This window comes from Rhodococcus sp. NPDC003348 (genome assembly GCF_053589375.1).
The window spans coordinates 18,177-38,439 of the sequence record NZ_JBSFRT010000001.1 but is presented as its reverse complement, the minus strand read 5'-3'; the positions used below and the strand labels follow the sequence as shown (position 1 = coordinate 38,439).

Below are 20,263 nucleotides of genomic sequence, written 5' to 3'. Positions count from 1 at the left end.
CTCATAAATCGAGAAGGAGGATCACATGCCTGCGAGCAAGCTGCCCTACCCGTTGTTCGACGCCGACAACCACCTCTACGAGACCGAGGAGGCCCTGACGAAATACCTCCCGGAGAAGTACAAGAACGCCATCAGGTACGTGCAGGTCGACGGCCGGACGAAGATCGCCATCAACGGGCAGATCAGCGAGTACATCCCGAACCCGACGTTCGAGGTGGTGGCCCGGCCCGGCGCGATGGAGGAGTACTTCAAGAACGGCAATCCCGAGGGCAAGAGCCGGCGGGAGATCTTCGGCGACTCGATGAAGGCCATCCCGGCCTTCCGCGACCCCGCGGCCCGCCTGGAACTCATGGACGAACTCAAGGTCGACCGCACCCTGATGTTCCCAACACTCGCCAGCGTGGTCGAGGAGCGCATGCGTCACGATCCCGAACTGATCCACGCGGTCACCCACGCTCTCAACGAATGGCTGTACGACACCTGGTCTTTCAACTACAAGGACCGGATCTTCACCACCCCGGTGATCAGTCTGCCGATCCTCGACAAGGCGATCGAGGAGCTCGAGTGGGTCGCCGAGCGCGGCGCCCGCGCCGTTCTCATCCGCCCCGCCCCGGTTCCCGGGTTCAAGGGCCCGCGGTCCTTCGCGTTGCCCGAGTTCGACCCGTTCTGGAAGCGCGTCGTCGAACTCGACATCCTGGTCGCGATGCACTCCTCGGACAGCGGTTACGCCCGCTACACCGCCGAATGGGACGGCAGCGACACCGAGATGCTGCCCTTCCAGACCAACACCTTCAGCATGATCAACGAGTGGCGTCCGGTGCAGGACACCGTGGCCTCCTGGGTCTGCCACGGCGCCCTGTTCCGCTTCCCGGACCTCAAGATCGCCGTCATCGAGTCCGGCGCCAGCTGGCTGCCGCCGCTGCTCGACTCGCTCGCCGACACCTTCAAGAAGGCCCCCGAGGGCTTCGGCATGCAGGACCCCGTCGAGGCGATCAAGCGCAGCATCCACGTCAGCCCGTTCTACGAGGAGGGCGTCGCCGACCTGATCGAACTGGTCGGCGTCGACCGTGTGCTGTTCGGATCCGACTACCCGCACCCCGAGGGGCTCGCCCAGCCGACCCACTTCGCGGACATGCTCGACCACCTCCCGGCGGAGGACCAGGCAAAGATCATGGGCGGCAACCTCGCGAGGTTGATGTCCCTATGACCTGGAAGACCATCCCCGAGATGGTCCTGAGCGTCGGCGATCGCTTCGGTTCTGCCGAAGCGATCGTCGACGGGCAGACGCGGATCACCTTCAGCGAACTGACCGACCGGATCCGCCGCGCCGCAGGATCATTCGCCGACGCAGGCATTCGCAAGGGCGACCGGGTCGCCCTGTGGGCACCCAATTCCGCCGAGTGGATCGTCGCCGCCTTCGGCCTGCTCACCGCCGGCGGTGTCCTGGTACCGGTGAACACCCGGTACCGCACGGAGGAGGCCACCGACATCGTGCGGCGCAGCGGCGCGAAACTGGTCCTCACCCAGAAGGGCTTCCTCGGACTCGACCACACCGTCGACGCCGATGTCCCGGTGATCGACCTGAAGTCCGACTTCCTCTCCGCCGGTGAGCACTTCGAGTGCGAGATCGACGGCGATGACATCGCCGACATCATGTACACCTCCGGCACCACCGGCCGCCCCAAGGGCGTGATGATGAACCACCGTCAGACCCTGCGGATGTTCGCCGAGTGGTGCGACCTGGCCGACCTGCGTCAGGGTGACCGGTACCTGGTGGTCAACCCGTTCTTCCACATGTTCGGCTACAAGGCCGGGCTGATCGCCTCGATGATTCGCGGCGCCACCGTCTACCCGGTGCCGGTTCTCGACGTCGACGAGGTGCTGGATCTGGTGGAGCGCGAACGCATCACGATGCTTCCCGGACCTCCGACGCTGTACCAGTCGCTGCTCGCCGCGGATCGCAGTCGTGACCTGTCGTCCCTGCGCGCGGCGGTCACCGGTTCCGCGGACATCCCGGTCGAACTGATCCGGCGGGTCCGCGAGGAGCTGCCGTTCCAGACGATCATGACCGGCTACGGGCTCAGCGAGGGCGGCACCGCCACCGCGTCCCGCCCCGGCGACACGTTCGAACAGATCGCGACGACCGTCGGAACACCCTGTGACGGAATCGAAGTCCACATCGCCGACGACGGCGAGGTGCTGATTCGTGGCTACAACGTCATGCAGGGCTACCTCGACGACCCGGCGGCCACCGCGGAGGCGATCGACGCGGACGGGTGGCTGCACACCGGCGACCTGGGCAGCCTGGACGACGGCGGGCGGCTCCGCATTGTCGGCCGTAAGAAGGACATGTTCATCGTGGGCGGTTTCAACGCCTACCCGGCGGAGATCGAGGGTTTCCTGCTCGAGCACCCGGACGTCGACCAGGTCGCGGTCATCGGCGTCCCGGACGAGCGGCTGGGGCAGGTCGGCAAGGCGTTCGTCGTGCCGAAACGTCCCGTCTCGGCCGATGATCTGATCGCCTGGAGTCGCGAGCGGATGGCCGGCTTCAAGGCACCACGGTTCGTCGAATTCCTCGACGCACTACCGCTGAACGCCACCGGCAAGGTGGTCAAGGACCTGCTGCGCTGAACGGCGCCGGGCGGGCCCGACGCCCGCCCGGCCCACAACCTGAAGGGGGTACACATGACCAACGACGTCGCGATGCTCGCACATGCCCTGAAATGGCGGCACTGGAACGGCGGGGACGACGAGGACATCTTCGTCGAGTTCGGGGTGTCCGCGCAGCAGTACTACCACCGGGTCCGCCGGATGCTCACCGACCCGCGCGGGCACAGCCTCGAACCGTCCCTCGTCGTCGAACTGATGACGCTGTGCAACAACCGGATCACCCCACCCGCCGCACACGCCAGCTGAGCGGCCTGCCCTTCCGCCCGTCCCTCGGGGCCGTTCCGGGCGGGAACGAACCACAGGAGAATCGATGAGTAAGCGGGTCGCCGGCAAGGTGGCACTGATAACGGGCGCCGCACGCGGACAGGGGCGGGCACACGCAGTCCGACTGGCGGAGGAGGGGGCGGACGTCGTCGTCGTCGACGTCTGCGCGCCGCTTCCGGACAGCGTGCGCTATCCGCCGGCGACCGTCGAGGACCTCGAGGAGACCGTTCGCCTGGTGGAGAAGACCGGGCAGCGAGCGGTTTCGGGAGTGGTCGACGTCCGGAATCTGGACGAACTGCGCTCGATCGTCGACGGCGCCGTCTCGCAGCTGGGACGGTTGGACATCGTCGTGGCCAATGCGGGCATCTGCGTCGCGGCACCCTGGTCCGAGGTCACCCCGCAGATGTACGAGGACGTGGTCGGCACGAACGTCACCGGCGTCTGGAACACCGTGATGGTGGGTGCACCGCATCTCGTCACCGCGGGTGGCGGATCGATCATCCTGGTCAGCTCCGCCGCCGGGCTCAAGGCGCAGCCGTTCATGGTTCCGTACACCACAAGCAAGTGGGCGGTGCGCGGCATGGCGAAGGCCTTCGCTGCGGAACTGGCCCGACACCACATCCGGGTCAACAGCCTGCACCCGACCGGAGTGAACACCCCGATGGTCACCGAGGTCGGGCCGGCGATCGCCCAGGCACTCCCCGACAACGCCCGGCTCGGCCCGATGATGATGAACATGATGCCGGTCGACATCACCGAACCCGAAGACGTCTCCGGCACCGTGCTCTTCCTCGCCTCGGACGACTCGAAGTACATGACCGCCCACGAACTCGCACCGGACGCCGGTGTCACCGAGTTCTGACGCCCGAGGAGAAGACGAACGTGGACAACGACATTCGCGATCGGCAGGAGATCGAGAACCTGCTGTACCGATACGCCCGGGCGGTGGACACAGATGACTGGGAGGGCTACGTCGACGTCTTCACCGAGGACGCCGTCCTCGACTACAGCTCGGCCGGCTACCCGCCGAGTGACCGGCACCAGATGGCGGCCATGTTCGGGTCGACCCTGTCGGTGCTGACGATGAAACAGCACTTCGTGACCAACGTCCAGGTCGAGCTCGACGGCGACCGGGCAAAGGTGACCGCGATGTTCGTCAACCCCATGCAGTTCCCGGGACTCGACGGGCTCAGCGTCTGTGGGGGCAACTACCACCACACCGTGGTGCGGACCCCGGACGGCTGGCGCAGTGAGCGCCTGGTCGAGGAGAACCTCTGGTTCGTCAACCGGCCGCCCCGGCCGGCCGCAACGGCGGGGGCCGCGAGCAGCGCGTGAGCGCGACAGTGGTGATTCCGGGTCCAGGACACAGAACAGGAAGCCGAACTCCGATGACCGATTTTCCCGACTTCGCCTCGCTGCGCGCCGCCGTGGGCACCACGGTGGGCACCAGCGACTGGATCACGATCGATCAGCACCGCATCGACGGTTTCGCCGACGCGACCGACGACCGCCAGTGGATCCACGTCGACGCCGATCGCGCCGCCGACGGACCGTACGGCGGCACCATCGCACATGGTTTCCTCACGCTGTCGCTGTTGGCGCCGATCACCCAGCAGGTGATGACGGTCAGCTGCGCGCGCATGGCACTCAACTACGGCCTCGGCAAGGTCCGGTTCATCTCCCCCGTTCCCGTGGGCAGCCGCGTCCGCGGGACCGTCCAGCTGACCTCGGTCGACGATGTCACCGGCGGCATCCAGGTCACCCGCACCGTCACCATCGCCGCCGAGGGCGCCGAGAAGCCTGCCTGCGTCGCGGAGAATTTGGTGCGCTACCTGTCGTGACCCGCACCGCCTGCACCGCCGGCACCGGGTCCTGAATCCACCGCGAGATTCAGGACCCGGTGCCGAGTCGTTCTCAGCGCGTGACTACTTGAGGTTGCTCCCCGCGTCGACGGTGAGGGGAAGGCCCGTGACGTAGCGGGATTCGTCGGAAGCGAGGAACAGCACGGCGTTGCTGATGTCCTCGGGTTCCACCCAGCCGACCGGCAGTACGTGCATGAGCTGTGCGACGACCTTGAGGTCCTCCGGTCCCGGGTTCTCGAGGTCGGGGCGGAACATCTTCATCGCCCCCTCGTTCATGAACATCGGCGTGTTCACGTTCGTGGGGTGAACGGTGTTGACCCGAATCGAGTGCTGTCCCAGTTCGACCGCGAACGTGCGCATCAGTCCGACCACGCCGTGCTTCGCGGCGATGTACGGGCCCATGTTCGGGTAGGCCTTCAGCCCACCGACCGAGCTCGTCAGGACGATCGATCCGCCGTTTCCTGCCGCGATCATCTGAGGGACACCGGCTTTCACCGACTTCCAGACGCCGGAGAGGTTGATGTCGAGCATCTCCTGCCAGTCGAACTCGTCGGTCTGGTCGAGGGTGACGCCACCCGTCCCGATCCCGGCGTTGGCGACGATGATGTCGAGCCGACCCAACTGCTCGACTCCGTTGTCGACGGCCACCTTCAGGGCGTCGAAATCACGTACGTCGACCTCCGCCGCCACGATGCGACGGCCCAGACCCTTGACCAACTCCACGGTTTCGGCCAGATCATCCGGTCCGGACGGTTCGATCTGCGCGTTCTCCCTGATCGGTCCGCAGATGTCGATCGCGATGATGTCCGCGCCCTCCTGCGCCAGCCGCACCGCGTGACTGCGCCCCTGGCCGCGTGCCGCACCCGTGACGAACGCGACCTTGCCTTCAACTCGCCCTGCCATGACTTGCCTCTCTCGTCGTGCTTCGGGCGACTGCCCGATGCGGTGTCTGCCGAATTGCCTCTAACGGGTCGGGGTGAACTCGATGTGGAGTTCGGTGAGTCCGCGCAGCAGGAAGGTGGGCTCGTACGCGTACCGGCGGTCGTCCGCCGGCCCGTGCGCGCTCTCACTGATACCGATGTCGCTCATCCTGTCGAGCAGCCGGTTCAGGGTCACGTGACCTTCCACGCGGGCGAGCGGCGCGCCGGCACACGTGTGCAGCCCCCGCCCGAACGCGACGTGATCGTGTGCGTTCTTCCGGTCGAGCCGGAACTCGTTCGGGTTGTCGAACTTGCGGGGATCGCGGTTGGCGGCAGCGAGACCCAGCATCACGACCGTCCCGGCCGGGATGTCGAGATCGCCGATTCCGGTGGACTTGCGGGCAAGGCGGAAGTCGACCTTCGTCGGACTGTCGAAGCGAAGCGACTCCTCGATGAAAGCTCGGATGAGACTGCGATCCTCACGCAGGATCTGCTGGTACTCCGGCCGCTCACCGAGGACCCGCAGCGCTGAGCTGAGGAGCTTCGTCACCGTTTCCTGTCCGGCCGCGAACAGGAAGGTCGCCGGCCGCACCACCTCGAGGAGCGCGGGAGTCGATCCGTCCGGATACGTGGCCGAGGCCAGGCCGCTGAGGATGTCGCCGCGGGGCTCACGCCTGCGTTCGGCGATGTAGCCGCCGAACCGCTCGTCCAGGTATTCCAGCGGGTTGATCCCGACCGGCTCGTGATCGAGCGCTCCGACGCGGGCACCGGGTCGTGCGTCGGCACCCAGTGCCTGGCGGAACTCCTCGCGGTCCTCCTCGGGGACGCCGAGCAGGTCCGTGATCGCCAGGGTGGCGAACGGTTTCGCGTACTCGCCGAGAAACTCGCAGCGGCCGTTGTCGATGAACTCGTCGAACTGGCGGTCCGCCAGGGTCCACAGGAATTCCTCGTTCTCCTGCAGTCGTTTCGGTGTGAGCATCCGCCCCAGCAGCGATCGGGCCTTCGTATGGTCGGGGGGATCCATCGTCACGATGTGCTCGAAGATCGGGAACTGGTGGCGGTGGGCTTCGATCTGAGCGGTGATGTCGTCGCCCTCGGGCACGAACGGCAGCGGGGGAAACGGTCCGCCGATCGCGTTGACGGCCGAGAGGGCTTCGGTGTTCTTGAACCCCTCGATCACCTCGTCGTGGCCGGTGACGACAACCACGCCGTGGTGCGGCTCACGGAAGACTGGGTTCCGGCCCCGGAGGTGGTCGAAGTACTCGAAGGGATTCTGCGCGACCTCTCCGTCGGAGAAGTAGTCGACTGATGCGAGATCGGTCATGGGATCACTGGCCTTTCGGGTGAACGAGGTGAGGTGGCAGGTGGGTCCTCGAAGAAGCTGACGGCCTGGCGCGGGCAGGCGCTGACCGCCGACCGCGCCTTGGGCCACAACGCTTCCGGCGGACTCTCGTCGCAGACGGCAACGTCGTCGTCGGCGAGAGTGAAGATCTCGGGTGCGATCTCGACGCACAGTGCATGCGCCTCGCACAGGTCGCGATCGACGTGTAGGCGCTTCGGTGATCCCGTCATCGGGCGCTCCCCAGGGTGAATTCGGTCTCGAGCGGCTGGGCGGACATTCACCCCACGGCCGCCGCTGGAGGTACTGTGAGTAACCGTGTTACCGGGAGCACGGTAACTCTGTTACTCACCGACGGCAAGGAAATTCGCAAAAATGGAGAACTCCGATGTTGTGGATGGGGTGGACCCGACTCGAGACCGACTCCTCGACACCGTCGTCGACCTACTCGAGAACGAGGGATACGGCGCGGTCCAGCTGCGTGAGGTCGCCCGCCGCGCCCGCACGTCTCTGTCGACCATCTACAAGCGGTACGCAACCCGGGACGAGCTGATCCTCGCCGCGATCGAACGCTGGATGGCGGGGAACCACTCCGGGCTCGTCACCAAACCGCGCGACCCGAACGAGCCGCTGCACCCGGCGATGATGCGCGTGATCCGGGCCATCTTCGAACCGTGGGAGCAGCACCCGGCGATGCTCTTCGCGTACTTCCGTGTGAGTGCCGCGCCCGGCGGCGAGGGCTTCGCCGTGCGGAGCTTCGACGCCGTCGTGCCGGTCGGCATGGCGGTCCTGTCCGACGTGGACCCCGACTTCGTCGCCGACCTGGAGTCGATCCTCTCGAGCGTCGTCTACGGCCTGGTGGGGCGCTGCCGCGACGGGTTGATCGAGGTCACCGACATCATGCCGACGATCGACCGCACCGTCTTCTGGCTGACCACCGGCTATCAGGCGTCGCTTCGGGACCCGTCACTGCCTGCGCCGCCTCGACGCGAATGATCACGGCAGCAAGCCTCGCCGCCGCGCCTCGAACACCGCCTCCTGCCGACTGCCCACCTCGAGCTTGGCCATCAGGGTGCGCATGTAGGTCTTCACGGTTTCCACACTGAGGGAAAGCCTCTCGGCGATCTCCGCGTTGCGGCAACCGAGCGCGACGTGCGAGAGCAGGTCGAATTCCCGGGGAGACAACCTGATCGAGTCGTCTGCCGTGACGGGCGTGGTGAGCGATCGGAGCGAGGCCTCCACCTCGCGCAGCTGCGCGGCCACCGTCTCGTCGCCGACCCGGTCGGCGAGCTCGTGCAGGGCCAGATAGCTCTCGGTGATCCGTTCCGACTCCGACGTGGTGCGGGGGGCCCGGGGCACCACGTTCGCGAGCAGCGCGACCCGCCGGTCCACCTCGTCACGGATCTCGATCTCACGCGCCAACCGCGACGCGGCCCTCAGCACCGGGTCGGTCATGGCGTCCCCGATCGGCCGCCGGGCCCGCAGCCCGCCGTACAGGGCGGCCCGCGTGACGCCGCGCACGACCACCGGCACCGCCAGCAGCGATTCGATGCCCTCCCCGGCGACCTGCACGTCGTACTCGTGGGTGATGTGGTCGGAGTCGAAGTAGTCCGGAGCGGCCTCGGGCCGCTGTTCGGCGACCGCCCGACCGCCGAGACCGCAGCGGAAGTCGATGGTCAACCCGCGCAGGATCGAGCTGCGGGTGCCCGCGAACCCGGACAACAGCATCGCGCCCTCGGCGACGGCACCACCGAACAGGACCGGGAACGCGCTCGACGTGCTCAGTGCCCGCAGCTCGGCGCGCAGCGCGTCCTCGTCGCTCGGCCGCAGCACCTCGTTCGTTCTCGTCGTCTCTGTCATCGCCTACCCACTTCGTAGGGTAGCGGCCCACCCGCAGTGGCCCCTACCGTCGGGGGGAACGCCTGTAAGCCCCGTCACACCCGACGGGCACCGTCCGGACCTGGAGAAAACCGCCCATGACCGCCGTACTCGCCCCCAACCACTCCCAGCTCAGCCCGCTGCGTTTCCTGGAGCGCTCGGCGGCGGTGTTCCCCGACCGCACCGCGATCATCCACGGCGACCGCCGCTACAGCTACCGCGAGTTCGGCGACGAGGTGCAGCGGCTGGCGCGGGTGCTGCGGGCCCGCATCACCCCCGGCGACCGGATCGCGTACCTGTGCCCCAACACCCCCGAGATGTTGATGGCGCACTTCGCGGTGCCACTCGCCGGCGGTGTGCTGATCGCGTTGAACTCGCGCCTGGCGGGCCCGGAACTGGAGTACATCCTCGATCACTCCGGGGCCTCGATCCTCTTCGTGGACTCCGAACTGCTCGGCTCCGCCGCCACCATCCGGGAGGCGGTGCCGACGGTGCGCGAGATCGTCGAGATCCCCGACTCCACGAACATCGTCGACGAGCCCGTCGCCGGCGTCGCGACCACCACGTACGCCGAACTGCTGGCCACCGCGGTCGACGGCGCCGAACTGCCGTGGGCGGTGGACGACGAGCTGTCCCCGATCGCGATCAACTACACCTCCGGCACCACCGGAAAGCCCAAGGGCGTCATGTACTCCCATCGCGGCGCCTACCTCAATTCGTTCGGTGAGACCTTCCACAACGGGTTCACCGGGGACTCGAAGTACCTGTGGACGCTGCCGATGTTCCACTGCAACGGCTGGTGCACACCCTGGGCGGTCACCGCGGCCGGCGGCACCCACGTGTGCCTGCGGGCGGTACGCGCGGACGCGATCTGGGACGCGATCGACACCCTCGGGATCACCAACCTGTGCGGCGCCCCGACCGTCTGCTCGATCATCGCCGACGCCGAGCAGGCGCACCCGCTGGCGCACCCGATGCGCATCACCACCGCAGGCGCCCCGCCGTCGCCGACGATCATCGGCAAGCTCGAGGCGCTCGGCGTCACCGTCGTACACGTGTACGGGCTGACCGAGGTGTACGGGCCGTACACGATCTGCGAGCCGCAGGAGTCGTGGGCGGCCCTGGATCCGGCGGAGCGGGCGGTGCTGATCTCCCGGCAGGGCGTCGGCATGCTGCAGGCCGAGACCGCGCGGGTGGTGGACCCCCAGATGAACGACGTGCCCGCCGACGGGGTGAGCCTCGGCGAGATCGTGCTGCGCGGCAACAACGTGATGCTGGGCTATTACCGGGACGAGAAAGCCACCGCGGAGGCGTTCGCCGGTGGCTGGTTCCACACCGGCGACCTCGGCGTCATGCACCCGGACGGGTACATCCAGCTCAAGGACCGCGCGAAGGACATCATCATCTCCGGCGGCGAGAACATCTCCACCGTCGAGGTCGAGCAGGCGATCGTCTCCCACCCGGCCGTCGCGGACGTCGCGGTGATCGGCGTCCCGGACGACAAGTGGGGGGAGCGCCCGAAGGCGTTCGTGCTGCTCCGGCCGGGTGCGGAGCTCACGGCGGAGGAGTTGATCGCACACACCCGGAGCCTGCTCGCCGGGTACAAGGTGCCGCGTGACATCGCGTTCGCGTCGGACCTGCCGCGCACCCCCACCGGCAAGATCCGCAAGAACGAGCTGCGGGCGGGCGGAAGCCCGGTTACCGGCGCGTAGCAGAATGGCCCACGACAAGATGACGAGCATTTCAGGTTTGGAGAGATGACTGTGCAGCTGATCGGAGTGATCGGTGGCGGCACCATGGGTGCCGGAATCGCCGAGGTGTGCGCGAAGGCCGGGAGCGAAGTCCTGGTGCTCGAGACGAAGCAGGAGTTCGCGGACGCCGCCACCGCGCGGATCGCCTCGTCGATCTCCCGCGGCGTCGCCAAGGGCAAGATCACCCAGGAAGAGGCCGACGCGGCCATCGCCCGCGTGCGGGTCACCCTCGACATCGAGGAGTTCGCCGACCGGGACCTGGTCATCGAGGCCGCCCCGGAGATCGAGGCACTCAAGTACGAGATCTTCGGCAAGCTCGACAAGATCGTCAAGCCGGCCGGCATCCTCGCCACCAACACCTCCTCGATCCCGGTGATCAAGGTCGCGGGCGCCACCTCGCGCCCCGAGCAGGTCGTCGGCGTGCACTTCTTCAACCCGGTGCCGGTGATGCCGCTGGTGGAGATCATCTCCACCCTGGTCACCTCCCCGGAGACCGCCGCCGCGGTCACCGACTACGCGAGCAGCACCCTGGGCAAGACCACCGTGCAGGCCGGTGACCGGTCCGGGTTCATCGTCAACGCGCTGCTCATCCCGTACCTGTGCCAGGCGGTCCGGATGCTCGAATCCGGCTACGCGACAGCCGAGGACATCGACGCCGCGATGAAGGGCGGCTGCGGCTACCCGATGGGCCCGCTGACCCTGCTCGACACCGTCGGCCTGGACATCGCGCTGGCCGCGTCGGAGTCGCTGTACGCCGAGTTCGCCGAGCCGCACTACGCCCCGCCGGCGCTGCTGCGCCGCATGGTCGACGCCGGCCGCCTGGGCCGCAAGACCGGCCGCGGCTTCTACGACTACAAGTAGGCGTTACGCGCCTGTGCGCGCTTCCGGTGGCTGGGACCACCGGAAGCGCGCACAGGTGCCGCGAGTCAGCTGAACGCCGAGAGCGCACCGACCACAGCGAGGGTCGCGCCCACGCCACCGATGATCGTGCCCAGACCGGATACGACGGGCTGGATCTGCTTGATGAGGGCGAGATCCTCTTCCGACGAACCGGCGCGGGTTGCACGTGCTACTGCCATTGAACTACTCCTCGAATGTGTGAGTGGGTGAGCGGGATGTATGTAACCGGACCACTCGGCCCGAATCGCCCTCCCGAGAACGAATCTCGCCCGTAACCGCAGGTGACGGGTTTGAATCCGGCTGCCGCAAATGTTCACGGCGTAGCCTCGACTCCATGACGGTCCAGCTGCGATCGCCAACCGGACGCGCAGTCGTACTCGCGACCGTGCTCGGCTCGTCGCTGGCGATGCTCGACGCGACGGTCGTCAACATCGCGCTGCCCCGGATCGGTGAGGACCTCGGCGCCACGGTCTCCGGACTGCAGTGGGTCCTGAGCGGCTACACCCTGACCCTTGCCTCCCTGATCCTGCTCGCAGGCGCGCTCGGCGACCGGCTCGGCCGTCGGCGCGTGTTCGTCTGGGGAACGGTCTGGTTCACGCTCGCCTCGATCGCGTGCGCGCTCGCGCCGACCATCGAAACGCTCGTCTCGGCACGCATCCTGCAGGGCATCGGCGCCGCCCTGCTCACACCGGGCAGCCTGGCGCTGCTGTCGGCGACGATCGACCCCGACGACCGGGGCACGGCGATCGGGTTGTGGTCCGGGTTCGGCGGCGTGGCGTCGGCTGCGGGGCCGCTGGTCGGCGGCTGGCTCGTCGAGGTGGCGTCGTGGCGTGCGGTGTTCTGGCTGAATGTGCCGCTCGCGATCGCGGTGGTGTGGGTGTCCGTGCGTCATGTCCCCGACAGCCGCGACCCGCAGGCGCACGGCCGGCTCGACCTGCCCGGGACGACGCTGGGCATCGTCGCGCTCGCCGCGCTCACCTACGGCCTGATCGCCGGGCAACCTCTTCCCGTGGGCGGCGGGATCGCAGTCTTCGCGGCCTTCCTCGTCGCGGAACGCCGCTCCCCCGACCCGTTGGTCCCACCGTCGCTGTTCCGCTCCCGGGTGTTCACCGCCGCCAATCTGGTGACGCTGACGGTGTACGCCGCACTGGGCGGAGTGTTCTTCCTGCTCGTCCTGCAGTTGCAGATCGTGGCCGGATACTCGCCGATGGCGTCCGGGCTGGCGACTCTGCCGATCACCGTGCTGATGCTGGTCCTGTCGGCCCGGGCCGGGCGCTGGGCGCAGCACCACGGGCCACGGCTGCCGATGACGGCCGGTCCGCTGATCGGCGCGGCCGGCCTGCTGTTGATGCTCCGGATCGGTCCGGACGCTTCGTATCTCACGGAGGTACTGCCTGCGGTTCTCGTCTTCGGGCTCGGCCTGTCCACGTTGGTGGCCCCGCTGACCGGGGCCGTGCTGAACTCGGTCCCGACCGAGCGGTCCGGCATCGCGTCGGGTGTGAACAATGCCGTGGCCCGCAGCGCTCAACTCCTCGCGGTCGCGGCCCTGCCGGGGCTCGCGGGAATCACCGGCTACAGCGACCCGGCGTCGTTCTCGGACGGGTTCCGGGTCGCGATGCTGATCTGTGCCGGACTGATGCTCGCCGGTGCCGCCATCGCCGCAGCGATGGTCCCTACAGTGAAGCCCCTTGCGGAACAGCCGGATTCGATCGAGTGCCGACCACATTGCGATGTCTCTGCGCCGGCGCTCGCACCGGAGGATTCCGCTCGCGGCGAGCGTTGACCTCGCTTCACCCCGCGGTGCGGCGACGGCGTGCGCAGTGCCGTGCCTTCCCGAACCTCGGAGGTCATCGTGGGCCATCAGTTCACCGACACCGTCTCCGTCGCCTGGCTTCGCGAACACCTCGCAGACCCGGCGCTCGTCGTAGTCGACTCGAGCACCCACCTGACCCTGGCGAAGGACGGGCCGTACTCCGTCGAACCGGGGCGGGCGACCTATGCGGCCCCTCCGACGTGGCCGTGTACGACGGGTCCCTGACCGCGTGGAGGCGGACCGGTCGCTACCGCTGGTGCTGGGCGAGAACCCCCGATAGCGGGCGGAGATCGGGACAGGTCACGGCCGCTGCTCTTTCCAAACGGGCCGCGGGCTGGAAACGTGAGCGGTGGACCTCGCCCGGCACCGGTTGCGGGCGGGGTTCCGCTGGACCGAATTTCCGCCGCGAAAGGACGTCACCATGCCCATCCGTTCGAGCTACCCGGAGGGTGTCCCCTGCTGGGTCGACCTGTCCGCGAGCGATCCCACTGCCGCGAAGGACTACTACTCCAGGCTGCTGGGCTGGGAATTCGAGGACATGCCGAACCCCGGGGGCGGGGTCTACTCGATGGCCCACCTGCGCGGCCACACCGTCGGCGCGGTCGGCGGGCAACCACCGGGCACCCCGGCCCGGACGCCGTCGCACTGGAACACCTACCTCGCCACCGACGACGTCACCGCGACGACGGCCAAGGTCGCGGCGGCAGGCGGGCAGGTGGTGATGGGGCCCGACGATGTCGGTGACGCCGGGCGAATGGCATTCGTGACGGACCCGACCGGCGCGGTCGTCGGACTCTGGGAGGCGGGCAGGCACATCGGCGCGACCCTGGAGAAGGAGACGGGCACCCTCGTCTGGTCCGAGTTGATCACCCCGGAGCCGGCGAAGGCGATCGCGTTCTACGCCGACGTGATCGGCGTGACCCAGACCTCCGCGCCGATGCCGGAGGGTTCGTACACGCTGCTGCACGCGGGCGGCGAGAACTTCGGCGGCTGCTCCACCCCCCGTGCACCGCAGGTCCCCTCCCACTGGCACGTGTACTTCGCCACGGACGACACCGATGCCGCGGTGGAAACGTCGACCGCGGCAGGCGGATCGGTGCTGGTCGCGCCGTTCGACGTTCCGAGCGCCGGGCGCATGGCGGTGCTCGCGGACCCGACCGGCGGCGTGTTCAGCGTCCTGCGACCCGACCCCGCACAACAGTAGGCGTGGCCGTGGCACTGGAGTGGCTCGCGCTGCTGCGCCGAGCCCACCACGAATTCTCCACTCGCATCGAGGCGGTCACCGACTGGTCCGCCCCGACCCCGGACACCGAGTGGAACGTCACCGCCCTGGTGCGCCACGTCATCGTCGAACAGCAGTGGGTGCCGCCACTGCTCAGCGGGCTGTCGATCGACGAGGCCGAGGGCCGGATCCGGCCGCTCCGCGACGACCTCGCGGCGGAGTGGGACCTCTACTCCGGGTTGGCGATCGCCGCCTGGGACGCCGCGCCGCCGGCGACGCCGGTGCACCTGTCCTACGCCACGGTGACGGTGGAACACTATCTGCGCGAGCAGGTTTCCGACGTGACGATTCACGCCTGGGATCTGGCCCGCGCCGCCGGCCTGGACGACCGCTTGGACTCCCGGCTCGTCGCCGGGGTGTGGGAGGTCCTGGACGAGCAACGGGACATGCTCGCCGCCAGCGGCCTGTTCGCCGATCCCGTCCCGGTGTCCGAGGACGCCTCACCGCAGGACCGCCTCATCGCACTGACCGGCCGCGATCCGCGACCGTCCGACAACCAGCCGCCCCGGGAGGTACGTGATGACGAGTGAGCACGACATCAAGCCCCGCAGCCGGGACGTCACGGACGGACTGGAGAAGACCGCGGCCCGCGGCATGCTCCGGGCCGTCGGGATGGGAGACGACGACTGGGGCAAGTCCCAGATCGGTGTCGCCTCGTCATGGAACGAGATCACCCCGTGCAACCTGTCCCTCGACCGGCTGGCGCGCGCGGTCAAGGACGGCGTGCACGCCGCCGGCGGCTACCCGCTCGAATTCGGCACCATCTCGGTCTCCGACGGCATCTCGATGGGCCACGAGGGCATGCACTTCTCGCTGGTGTCGCGGGAGGTGATCGCGGACAGCGTCGAAACCGTCATGGAGGCCGAGCGCCTCGACGGCTCGGTCCTGCTCGCCGGCTGCGACAAGTCACTGCCGGGCATGTTGATGGCCGCGGCCCGACTGAACCTCGCCTCGGTGTTCCTGTACGCCGGCTCGATCCTGCCCGGGACCGCGAAGCTGTCCGACGGCACCGAGAAGGACGTGACGATCATCGACGCCTTCGAGGCCGTCGGGGCATGCGCGCGGGGCCTGATGAGCCGCGAGGACGTCGACGCGATCGAGCGGGCCATCTGCCCCGGCGAGGGCGCGTGCGGCGGCATGTACACCGCCAACACGATGGCCAGTGCGGCGGAGGCGCTGGGCATGTCGCTGCCCGGGTCGGCCGCCCCACCGGCCACCGACCGCCGACGCGACGGTTACGCGCGGCGCAGCGGGCAGGCCGTGGTCGAGTTGCTGCGCCGCGGCATCACCCCGTCCGACATCCTCACCACCGAGGCGTTCGAGAACGCGATCGCGGTGGTGATGGCGTTCGGCGGGTCCACCAACGCGGTGCTGCACCTGCTCGCGATCGCCCACGAGGCCGGTGTTCCGTTGACTCTGGAGGATTTCAAACGGGTCGGGGCCCGCGTCCCGCACCTGGCGGACGTCAAACCGTTCGGGGCGTACGTGATGAAGGACGTCGACCGCATCGGTGGTGTCCCCGTGATCATGAAGGCCCTGCTCGACGCCGGCCTGCTGCACGGCGACTGCATGACAGTCACCGGACGCACGGTCGCCGAGAACCTCGCCGACATCGCACCCCCCGACCCGGACGGCAAGGTACTGCGGGCGATGACCGCACCGATCCATCCGACCGGCGGCATCACCATCCTGTCCGGATCTCTGGCCCCCGGTGGCGCGGTGGTCAAGTCGGCCGGCTTCGAGTCCGACGTGTTCACGGGCACGGCACGGGTTTTCGACCGCGAGCGGGCCGCACTGGATGCACTGGAGGACGGCACCATCACCGCCGGGGACGCGGTGGTGATCCGTTACGAGGGCCCGAAGGGCGGGCCGGGGATGAGGGAGATGCTCGCCATCACCGCCGCGATCAAGGGCGCCGGGCTCGGCAAGGACGTCCTGCTGCTGACCGACGGCCGTTTCTCCGGCGGCACCACCGGCCTGTGCGTCGGGCACGTCGCACCGGAGGCGGTGGACGGCGGGCCGATCGCCTTCGTGCAGGACGGCGACCCCATCCGGCTCGACGTCGCATCCGGCCGGCTCGACGTGGTCATCGACGAGGGTGAGCTGACACACCGCGCACAGGGGTGGGAACCGTTGCCGCCCCGGTACACTCGCGGAGTGCTGGCGAAATACACGAAGCTGGTGGGATCCGCCTCGAACGGGGCCGTGTGTGGCTAATCGGGCGAGCGAACGGCGGCAGGCCCGCGAGTTCGAGATGATCCAGGCGGAGGTCGAGCGGAACCTCCTCGGCGGCGAGATCAAGTACACCCGGGAGCAGGTCTCCGAGATCTCGGGGGTCCCGCTCCCCCGCGCGCAGCGCCTCTGGGTGGCGATGGGATTCGCCGTCGATTCCGATCCCGGCACCCCGATGTTCACCGACGCCGATGTCGCGGCCCTGCAGGCGATCACGTCGCTGGTGGACCGCGGCATCATCGACCCCGACCTCGAGGTGTCGGTGACCCGCGCCCTCGGGCAGTCGTTCTCGCGTCTGGCCGAGTGGCAGCTGGGCCTGCTCAACAGTCACATCGTCGATCGGGTCCGCAGCCACGGCGCCGACCAGGCGGTCGACGTGCACGCGGTCGCCGCGGAGGCGACGCTCGTGGCCGAGCAGATGCTGCCGACCTTGGAGAGACTTCAGTCGTACGTGTGGCGGCGGCACCTGGCGTCGAACGCCGCCCGCTTCCTGGACAACCGTGGCGAGGACGTCGCCAGCCGCGCCCTGACGATCGGATTCGCCGACATGGTCGGCTACACCAGCCTGACCCGCCGCCTGGACATCACCGAACTGACCGAACTGCTCGAGTTCTTCGAGTCGACCGTCACCAACGTGATCAGCCAGAACCACGGCTGGGTGATCAAGAACGTCGGCGACGAGGTGCTGTTCGCGGTCGAGGACCCGGCCGACGCCGCGCGAATCGCGTTGGCGCTACAGGACGCGGCGGCGAGCACCGAGGAGCTGCCGAACCTGCGGGTCGGACTCGCACGCGGCGAGGTGCTGATGCGATTCGGCGACGTCTACGGCTCGGTGGTGAACATCGCCGCGCGCCTGACCAGCGCCGCCCGCCCGGGCACCGTGCTGGTCGACGAGAACGTGGCCGAGGCCCTCGGGGCGGTCCGCGACTTCCATCTGCGGCCGCTGCGCACCCTTCGGGTACGCGGCTTCAGCCGACTCAAGGCGTACGCCCTGCGCCGCTGACCTCCCCTCGATTCCCGAATGGCCCATTGGTTCGGTCAGTGCGAACCAATGGGCCATTCGGGAACCGCAGAGGATGGGTGCCGGGCTACGCGCCCAGCGATTCCAGGGCGGTGCGAGCCTCCTCGAGCTGTCGGCTCAGCTCCTCGACCCGCTGGGCGGCGGCCTCCCGCGCAGCCGAGATCACCGATGCGACCGCTTCCTGCGCGGCCGGATCGCCGAGTTCGCGAACGGCCCGCTCGGCGGCGTCGGCAGCGACCGGGGCGGCCTTACCGGGCCGCTTGGCGCCGTGGGTGACGGTGACGGTCCACTCCCCGCCGGCTTCGCCGTGCAGGGTCACGCTGATGCCGGACGGTTCCTTCGTGCGGCGGGGACGCTTCGGCGCCGGGGCCGGTGGAGTGGTCGGCGGGACATCGGTTTTCGGTGCGGTCACGGCAGCCTTCGGTGTGGTTGTCGGGGCATCGGACTTCGGCGCAGCCGGGGCCTTCTTCGCCGGCGGGGCCGAGGCGGCCGAACGCTCCAGCGCGGACCGGGCCGACGCGGAGCGGGTGCGGGGTGCCGCGGGGGCCGGCTTGGGTTTCGGCTTCGCAGCGGGCTGCGCCGGATTGCGGGTCAACCGCAATTCGTCTGCCTCGAAGGGGAGTTCGTCGTTCACACCCTTCGGACGAATCAGCACGGTGGTGCCGTCCACCGACACCACCTTCGCCGAGCATCCGGCGGGCAGGCCGAGGCTCGGGGTCGCTTCGTTGAGGTACACGGTGGCCCGTTTGCCCGCGGAAAGTGCGGCGGCCAGGTCGATCAGATCCTGCTCGGTGAGGCGGTCACCGAGTCGTGCGCGAGGGGGCATCTGCGATCAGATGGGCCTGAAGCCCGCGCCGACACCGCCGTGCGCGTTCAGGTCCGCCATGATTATGTCGATGTCGGTTCCGAGTTCGGGGCCGAGACATGCGACCCCCACGTAGGCGTTCACCATGCCGACCAATGTAGTACCGCGCACCACCGGGCTTCCCGAGTCACCCTCGATCACACACATCTGGGTCCACGTCTCGTTGCTCTGCAGCAGGTCGCCCCACACGATCCCGCAGGTGTTCCCGGTTCTGAGCCCCTGCTTGCACACCACGTCGGGGAACGCCGCCGGCGATCCCACCGCGTTGATGGTCACCCCGCCGACCCTGTTGACGGGCACCACCTTGGCCGGATCGAACTGGATCACCGCGTAGTCGAGGCCTCTGTTCTTACCGACGATCTGACCGACCGTGCCGGCGTCCTGTCTCGCCTCGGACACGATCGAATAGCCGGGCTCACCGCAGTGGCCGGCCGTGATCCCGACCAGCCGGTTCCCACCGTCGTGCCCGATCGCCGTCAGCGTGCAGAGCGCCTCGTCGCCGACGATGATCCCCGACCCGCCCCCGAGCACCACCGGAGAGGCCGCGGCCGACGCACCGACCCCGAGATATCCGAACATCGCCGCGACCACCGCGAACACGAATGCAATCTTCTTGGCCATCGTCCGACCCTCCGGGAGATTCTCCGGCACCGGGCCTCACGCCCGGTCCGTGGGAAGACGAGCTCGGATTCCAGTATCCGCGCACCCTCAAGGGCCCCGCAGTCGAACGCGCCAATTCGAATACACATCGCCTCACCACCGAGGGAACCGGCGACGAGGCACCCGCAACGAGAGCGGTGGCAGCCCTACCCCGTGGCCCGGTTGGCGCGGCGGGCGGCGAGGAAGTCGTCGACGATTCGCTCGCGGGCCCGCGCGTCGAGCGGGGGCAGCGCCCCGAGCCGGGCGAACACCAGCGGACCGAGCAGCTGCGCGAGGGCGATCGCGTGGTCGTCCCGGCCGAGCAGCTCCCGGCCCTCCGCGCCGGCGAACACCCGGTCGAAGGGCTCCCGATACTGCTCGACGATGCGACGCCGCAGCGAGCGCAGTTCGGGGCGGTCGGCGTCGCCGTCGGAGTCCCCGAGTCCGGGCCCCATCCCGAGCCAGCACATGGCGGTCAGCTGGGCGGGGGCCTCGTCGATCAACCGGTCCTGCTCGGTCAGCAGCACGATCAGTTGCTCCCGCAGCCCCAGGTCGTCGGGGACCACCGATGCGGGCGGCAGCAGCCGCGCGAACGCCGCCGCCAGCAGCTCGGTGCCGCTGTCGAAGTGCCGGTACAGCGTCGCGCGGGCGACGCGCGCGGCGCCGGTCACGGCGTCGATCGTGACGGCCTCGATGCCGCCGCGGGCGAGCAGGGCGGTCGCCGCGTCGAGCAGTCGTGCCCGTGAGCGCGCCTTGCGCGGATCCTCCCGCCCGGGGTTGTCAGCGTCCACGGCACCTCCAATTCACGACCGTCACCGGAGAGGTTG

23 protein-coding genes are annotated in these 20,263 nt (G+C 68.7%); 15 read left to right on the top strand and 8 right to left on the bottom strand.

Annotated elements, in window-relative coordinates:
• Positions 1-25: 25 nt before the first annotated feature.
• The 6 genes from ACWDU4_RS00210 to ACWDU4_RS00185 all read left to right on the top strand — a co-directional run bounded on the left by ACWDU4_RS00210 (position 26) and on the right by ACWDU4_RS00185 (position 4,775).
• Positions 26-1,207: an amidohydrolase family protein gene (locus ACWDU4_RS00210; RefSeq protein ID WP_450111822.1), complete on the top strand. Its 1,182-nt coding sequence runs from the start codon at positions 26-28 to the stop codon at positions 1,205-1,207.
• A complete protein-coding gene (locus ACWDU4_RS00205) occupies positions 1,204-2,631 on the top strand; it encodes a FadD3 family acyl-CoA ligase (protein ID WP_450111821.1) in 1,428 nt (475 codons plus the stop codon). Before ACWDU4_RS00210 ends, ACWDU4_RS00205 begins: the two co-directional genes overlap by 4 nt.
• A gap of 54 nt (positions 2,632-2,685) precedes the next feature.
• Positions 2,686-2,916, top strand: coding sequence for a DUF3263 domain-containing protein (locus tag ACWDU4_RS00200; protein WP_450111820.1), 231 nt, complete (start codon positions 2,686-2,688; stop codon positions 2,914-2,916).
• A gap of 64 nt (positions 2,917-2,980) precedes the next feature.
• A complete protein-coding gene (locus ACWDU4_RS00195; protein ID WP_450111819.1) occupies positions 2,981-3,796 on the top strand; it encodes a mycofactocin-coupled SDR family oxidoreductase in 816 nt (271 codons plus the stop codon).
• Positions 3,797-3,816: 20 nt separating this feature from the next.
• Positions 3,817-4,269, top strand: a complete 453-nt coding sequence (locus ACWDU4_RS00190; protein ID WP_450111818.1) for a nuclear transport factor 2 family protein — start codon at positions 3,817-3,819, stop codon at positions 4,267-4,269.
• A gap of 53 nt (positions 4,270-4,322) precedes the next feature.
• Complete coding sequence (locus ACWDU4_RS00185; RefSeq protein ID WP_450111817.1) at positions 4,323-4,775, top strand: MaoC family dehydratase; 453 nt, start codon at positions 4,323-4,325, stop codon at positions 4,773-4,775.
• 84 nt (positions 4,776-4,859) lie between these two features.
• Here the strand turns inward: ACWDU4_RS00185 and ACWDU4_RS00180 are convergent, their stop codons facing one another.
• Genes ACWDU4_RS00180 through ACWDU4_RS00170 form a run of 3 tightly spaced genes read right to left on the bottom strand, consistent with a single transcriptional unit; the run spans position 4,860 to position 7,288 of the window.
• Positions 4,860-5,699, bottom strand: a complete 840-nt coding sequence (locus tag ACWDU4_RS00180; protein WP_450111816.1) for a mycofactocin-coupled SDR family oxidoreductase — start codon at positions 5,697-5,699, stop codon at positions 4,860-4,862.
• A 60-nt stretch (positions 5,700-5,759) separates the two neighbouring features.
• Entirely contained in the window at positions 5,760-7,040 is a 1,281-nt protein-coding gene (locus ACWDU4_RS00175) for a cytochrome P450 (protein WP_450111815.1), read from the bottom strand.
• The gene (locus ACWDU4_RS00170) at positions 7,037-7,288 is read right to left on the bottom strand and encodes a ferredoxin (RefSeq protein ID WP_450111814.1); all 252 of its coding nucleotides are present in this window, start codon (positions 7,286-7,288) and stop codon (positions 7,037-7,039) included. Before ACWDU4_RS00170 ends, ACWDU4_RS00175 begins: the two co-directional genes overlap by 4 nt.
• Before the next feature lie 142 nt (positions 7,289-7,430).
• On the opposite strand from ACWDU4_RS00170, the gene ACWDU4_RS00165 reads away from it, so the two are divergent.
• Positions 7,431-8,051 carry a TetR family transcriptional regulator gene (locus tag ACWDU4_RS00165; RefSeq protein ID WP_450111813.1) on the top strand — a complete coding sequence of 207 codons (621 nt, stop codon included), beginning with the start codon at positions 7,431-7,433 and terminating at the stop codon, positions 8,049-8,051.
• Here the strand turns inward: ACWDU4_RS00165 and ACWDU4_RS00160 are convergent, their stop codons facing one another.
• The gene (locus ACWDU4_RS00160; protein ID WP_450111812.1) at positions 8,052-8,915 is read right to left on the bottom strand and encodes a response regulator transcription factor; all 864 of its coding nucleotides are present in this window, start codon (positions 8,913-8,915) and stop codon (positions 8,052-8,054) included. It abuts the gene before it with no gap.
• A gap of 116 nt (positions 8,916-9,031) precedes the next feature.
• On the opposite strand from ACWDU4_RS00160, the gene ACWDU4_RS00155 reads away from it, so the two are divergent.
• Both ACWDU4_RS00155 and ACWDU4_RS00150 read left to right on the top strand, forming a co-directional pair.
• Positions 9,032-10,645, top strand: a complete 1,614-nt coding sequence (locus tag ACWDU4_RS00155) for an acyl--CoA ligase family protein (RefSeq protein WP_450111811.1) — start codon at positions 9,032-9,034, stop codon at positions 10,643-10,645.
• 51 nt (positions 10,646-10,696) lie between these two features.
• Positions 10,697-11,545 carry a 3-hydroxybutyryl-CoA dehydrogenase gene (locus ACWDU4_RS00150; protein WP_450112040.1) on the top strand — a complete coding sequence of 283 codons (849 nt, stop codon included), beginning with the start codon at positions 10,697-10,699 and terminating at the stop codon, positions 11,543-11,545.
• 65 nt (positions 11,546-11,610) lie between these two features.
• Here ACWDU4_RS00150 and ACWDU4_RS00145 read toward each other — a convergent pair whose 3' ends face one another.
• A complete protein-coding gene (locus ACWDU4_RS00145) occupies positions 11,611-11,763 on the bottom strand; it encodes a hypothetical protein (protein WP_450111810.1) in 153 nt (50 codons plus the stop codon).
• Between the two features lie 155 nt (positions 11,764-11,918).
• On the opposite strand from ACWDU4_RS00145, the gene ACWDU4_RS00140 reads away from it, so the two are divergent.
• The 6 genes from ACWDU4_RS00140 to ACWDU4_RS00115 all read left to right on the top strand — a co-directional run bounded on the left by ACWDU4_RS00140 (position 11,919) and on the right by ACWDU4_RS00115 (position 17,914).
• Positions 11,919-13,367: an MFS transporter gene (locus ACWDU4_RS00140; protein ID WP_450111809.1), complete on the top strand. Its 1,449-nt coding sequence runs from the start codon at positions 11,919-11,921 to the stop codon at positions 13,365-13,367.
• 69 nt (positions 13,368-13,436) lie between these two features.
• A complete protein-coding gene (locus tag ACWDU4_RS00135; protein WP_450111808.1) occupies positions 13,437-13,622 on the top strand; it encodes a hypothetical protein in 186 nt (61 codons plus the stop codon).
• 196 nt (positions 13,623-13,818) lie between these two features.
• Complete coding sequence (locus ACWDU4_RS00130; protein WP_450111807.1) at positions 13,819-14,601, top strand: VOC family protein; 783 nt, start codon at positions 13,819-13,821, stop codon at positions 14,599-14,601.
• 8 nt (positions 14,602-14,609) lie between these two features.
• A complete protein-coding gene (locus ACWDU4_RS00125; protein ID WP_450112039.1) occupies positions 14,610-15,209 on the top strand; it encodes a TIGR03086 family metal-binding protein in 600 nt (199 codons plus the stop codon).
• Positions 15,199-16,896, top strand: coding sequence for a dihydroxy-acid dehydratase (gene ilvD, locus ACWDU4_RS00120; protein ID WP_450111806.1), 1,698 nt, complete (start codon positions 15,199-15,201; stop codon positions 16,894-16,896). Before ACWDU4_RS00125 ends, ilvD begins: the two co-directional genes overlap by 11 nt.
• A complete protein-coding gene (locus ACWDU4_RS00115; protein ID WP_450111805.1) occupies positions 16,889-17,914 on the top strand; it encodes an adenylate/guanylate cyclase domain-containing protein in 1,026 nt (341 codons plus the stop codon). Before ilvD ends, ACWDU4_RS00115 begins: the two co-directional genes overlap by 8 nt.
• An 85-nt stretch (positions 17,915-17,999) precedes the next feature.
• Here the strand turns inward: ACWDU4_RS00115 and ACWDU4_RS00110 are convergent, their stop codons facing one another.
• The 3 genes from ACWDU4_RS00110 to ACWDU4_RS00100 all read right to left on the bottom strand — a co-directional run bounded on the left by ACWDU4_RS00110 (position 18,000) and on the right by ACWDU4_RS00100 (position 20,227).
• The gene (locus ACWDU4_RS00110; RefSeq protein ID WP_450111804.1) at positions 18,000-18,758 is read right to left on the bottom strand and encodes a DUF6319 family protein; all 759 of its coding nucleotides are present in this window, start codon (positions 18,756-18,758) and stop codon (positions 18,000-18,002) included.
• A 6-nt stretch (positions 18,759-18,764) separates the two neighbouring features.
• A complete protein-coding gene (locus ACWDU4_RS00105; RefSeq protein ID WP_450111803.1) occupies positions 18,765-19,418 on the bottom strand; it encodes a serine protease in 654 nt (217 codons plus the stop codon).
• Between the two features lie 185 nt (positions 19,419-19,603).
• Positions 19,604-20,227: a TetR family transcriptional regulator gene (locus tag ACWDU4_RS00100; RefSeq protein ID WP_450111802.1), complete on the bottom strand. Its 624-nt coding sequence runs from the start codon at positions 20,225-20,227 to the stop codon at positions 19,604-19,606.
• Positions 20,228-20,263 lie beyond the last annotated feature (36 nt).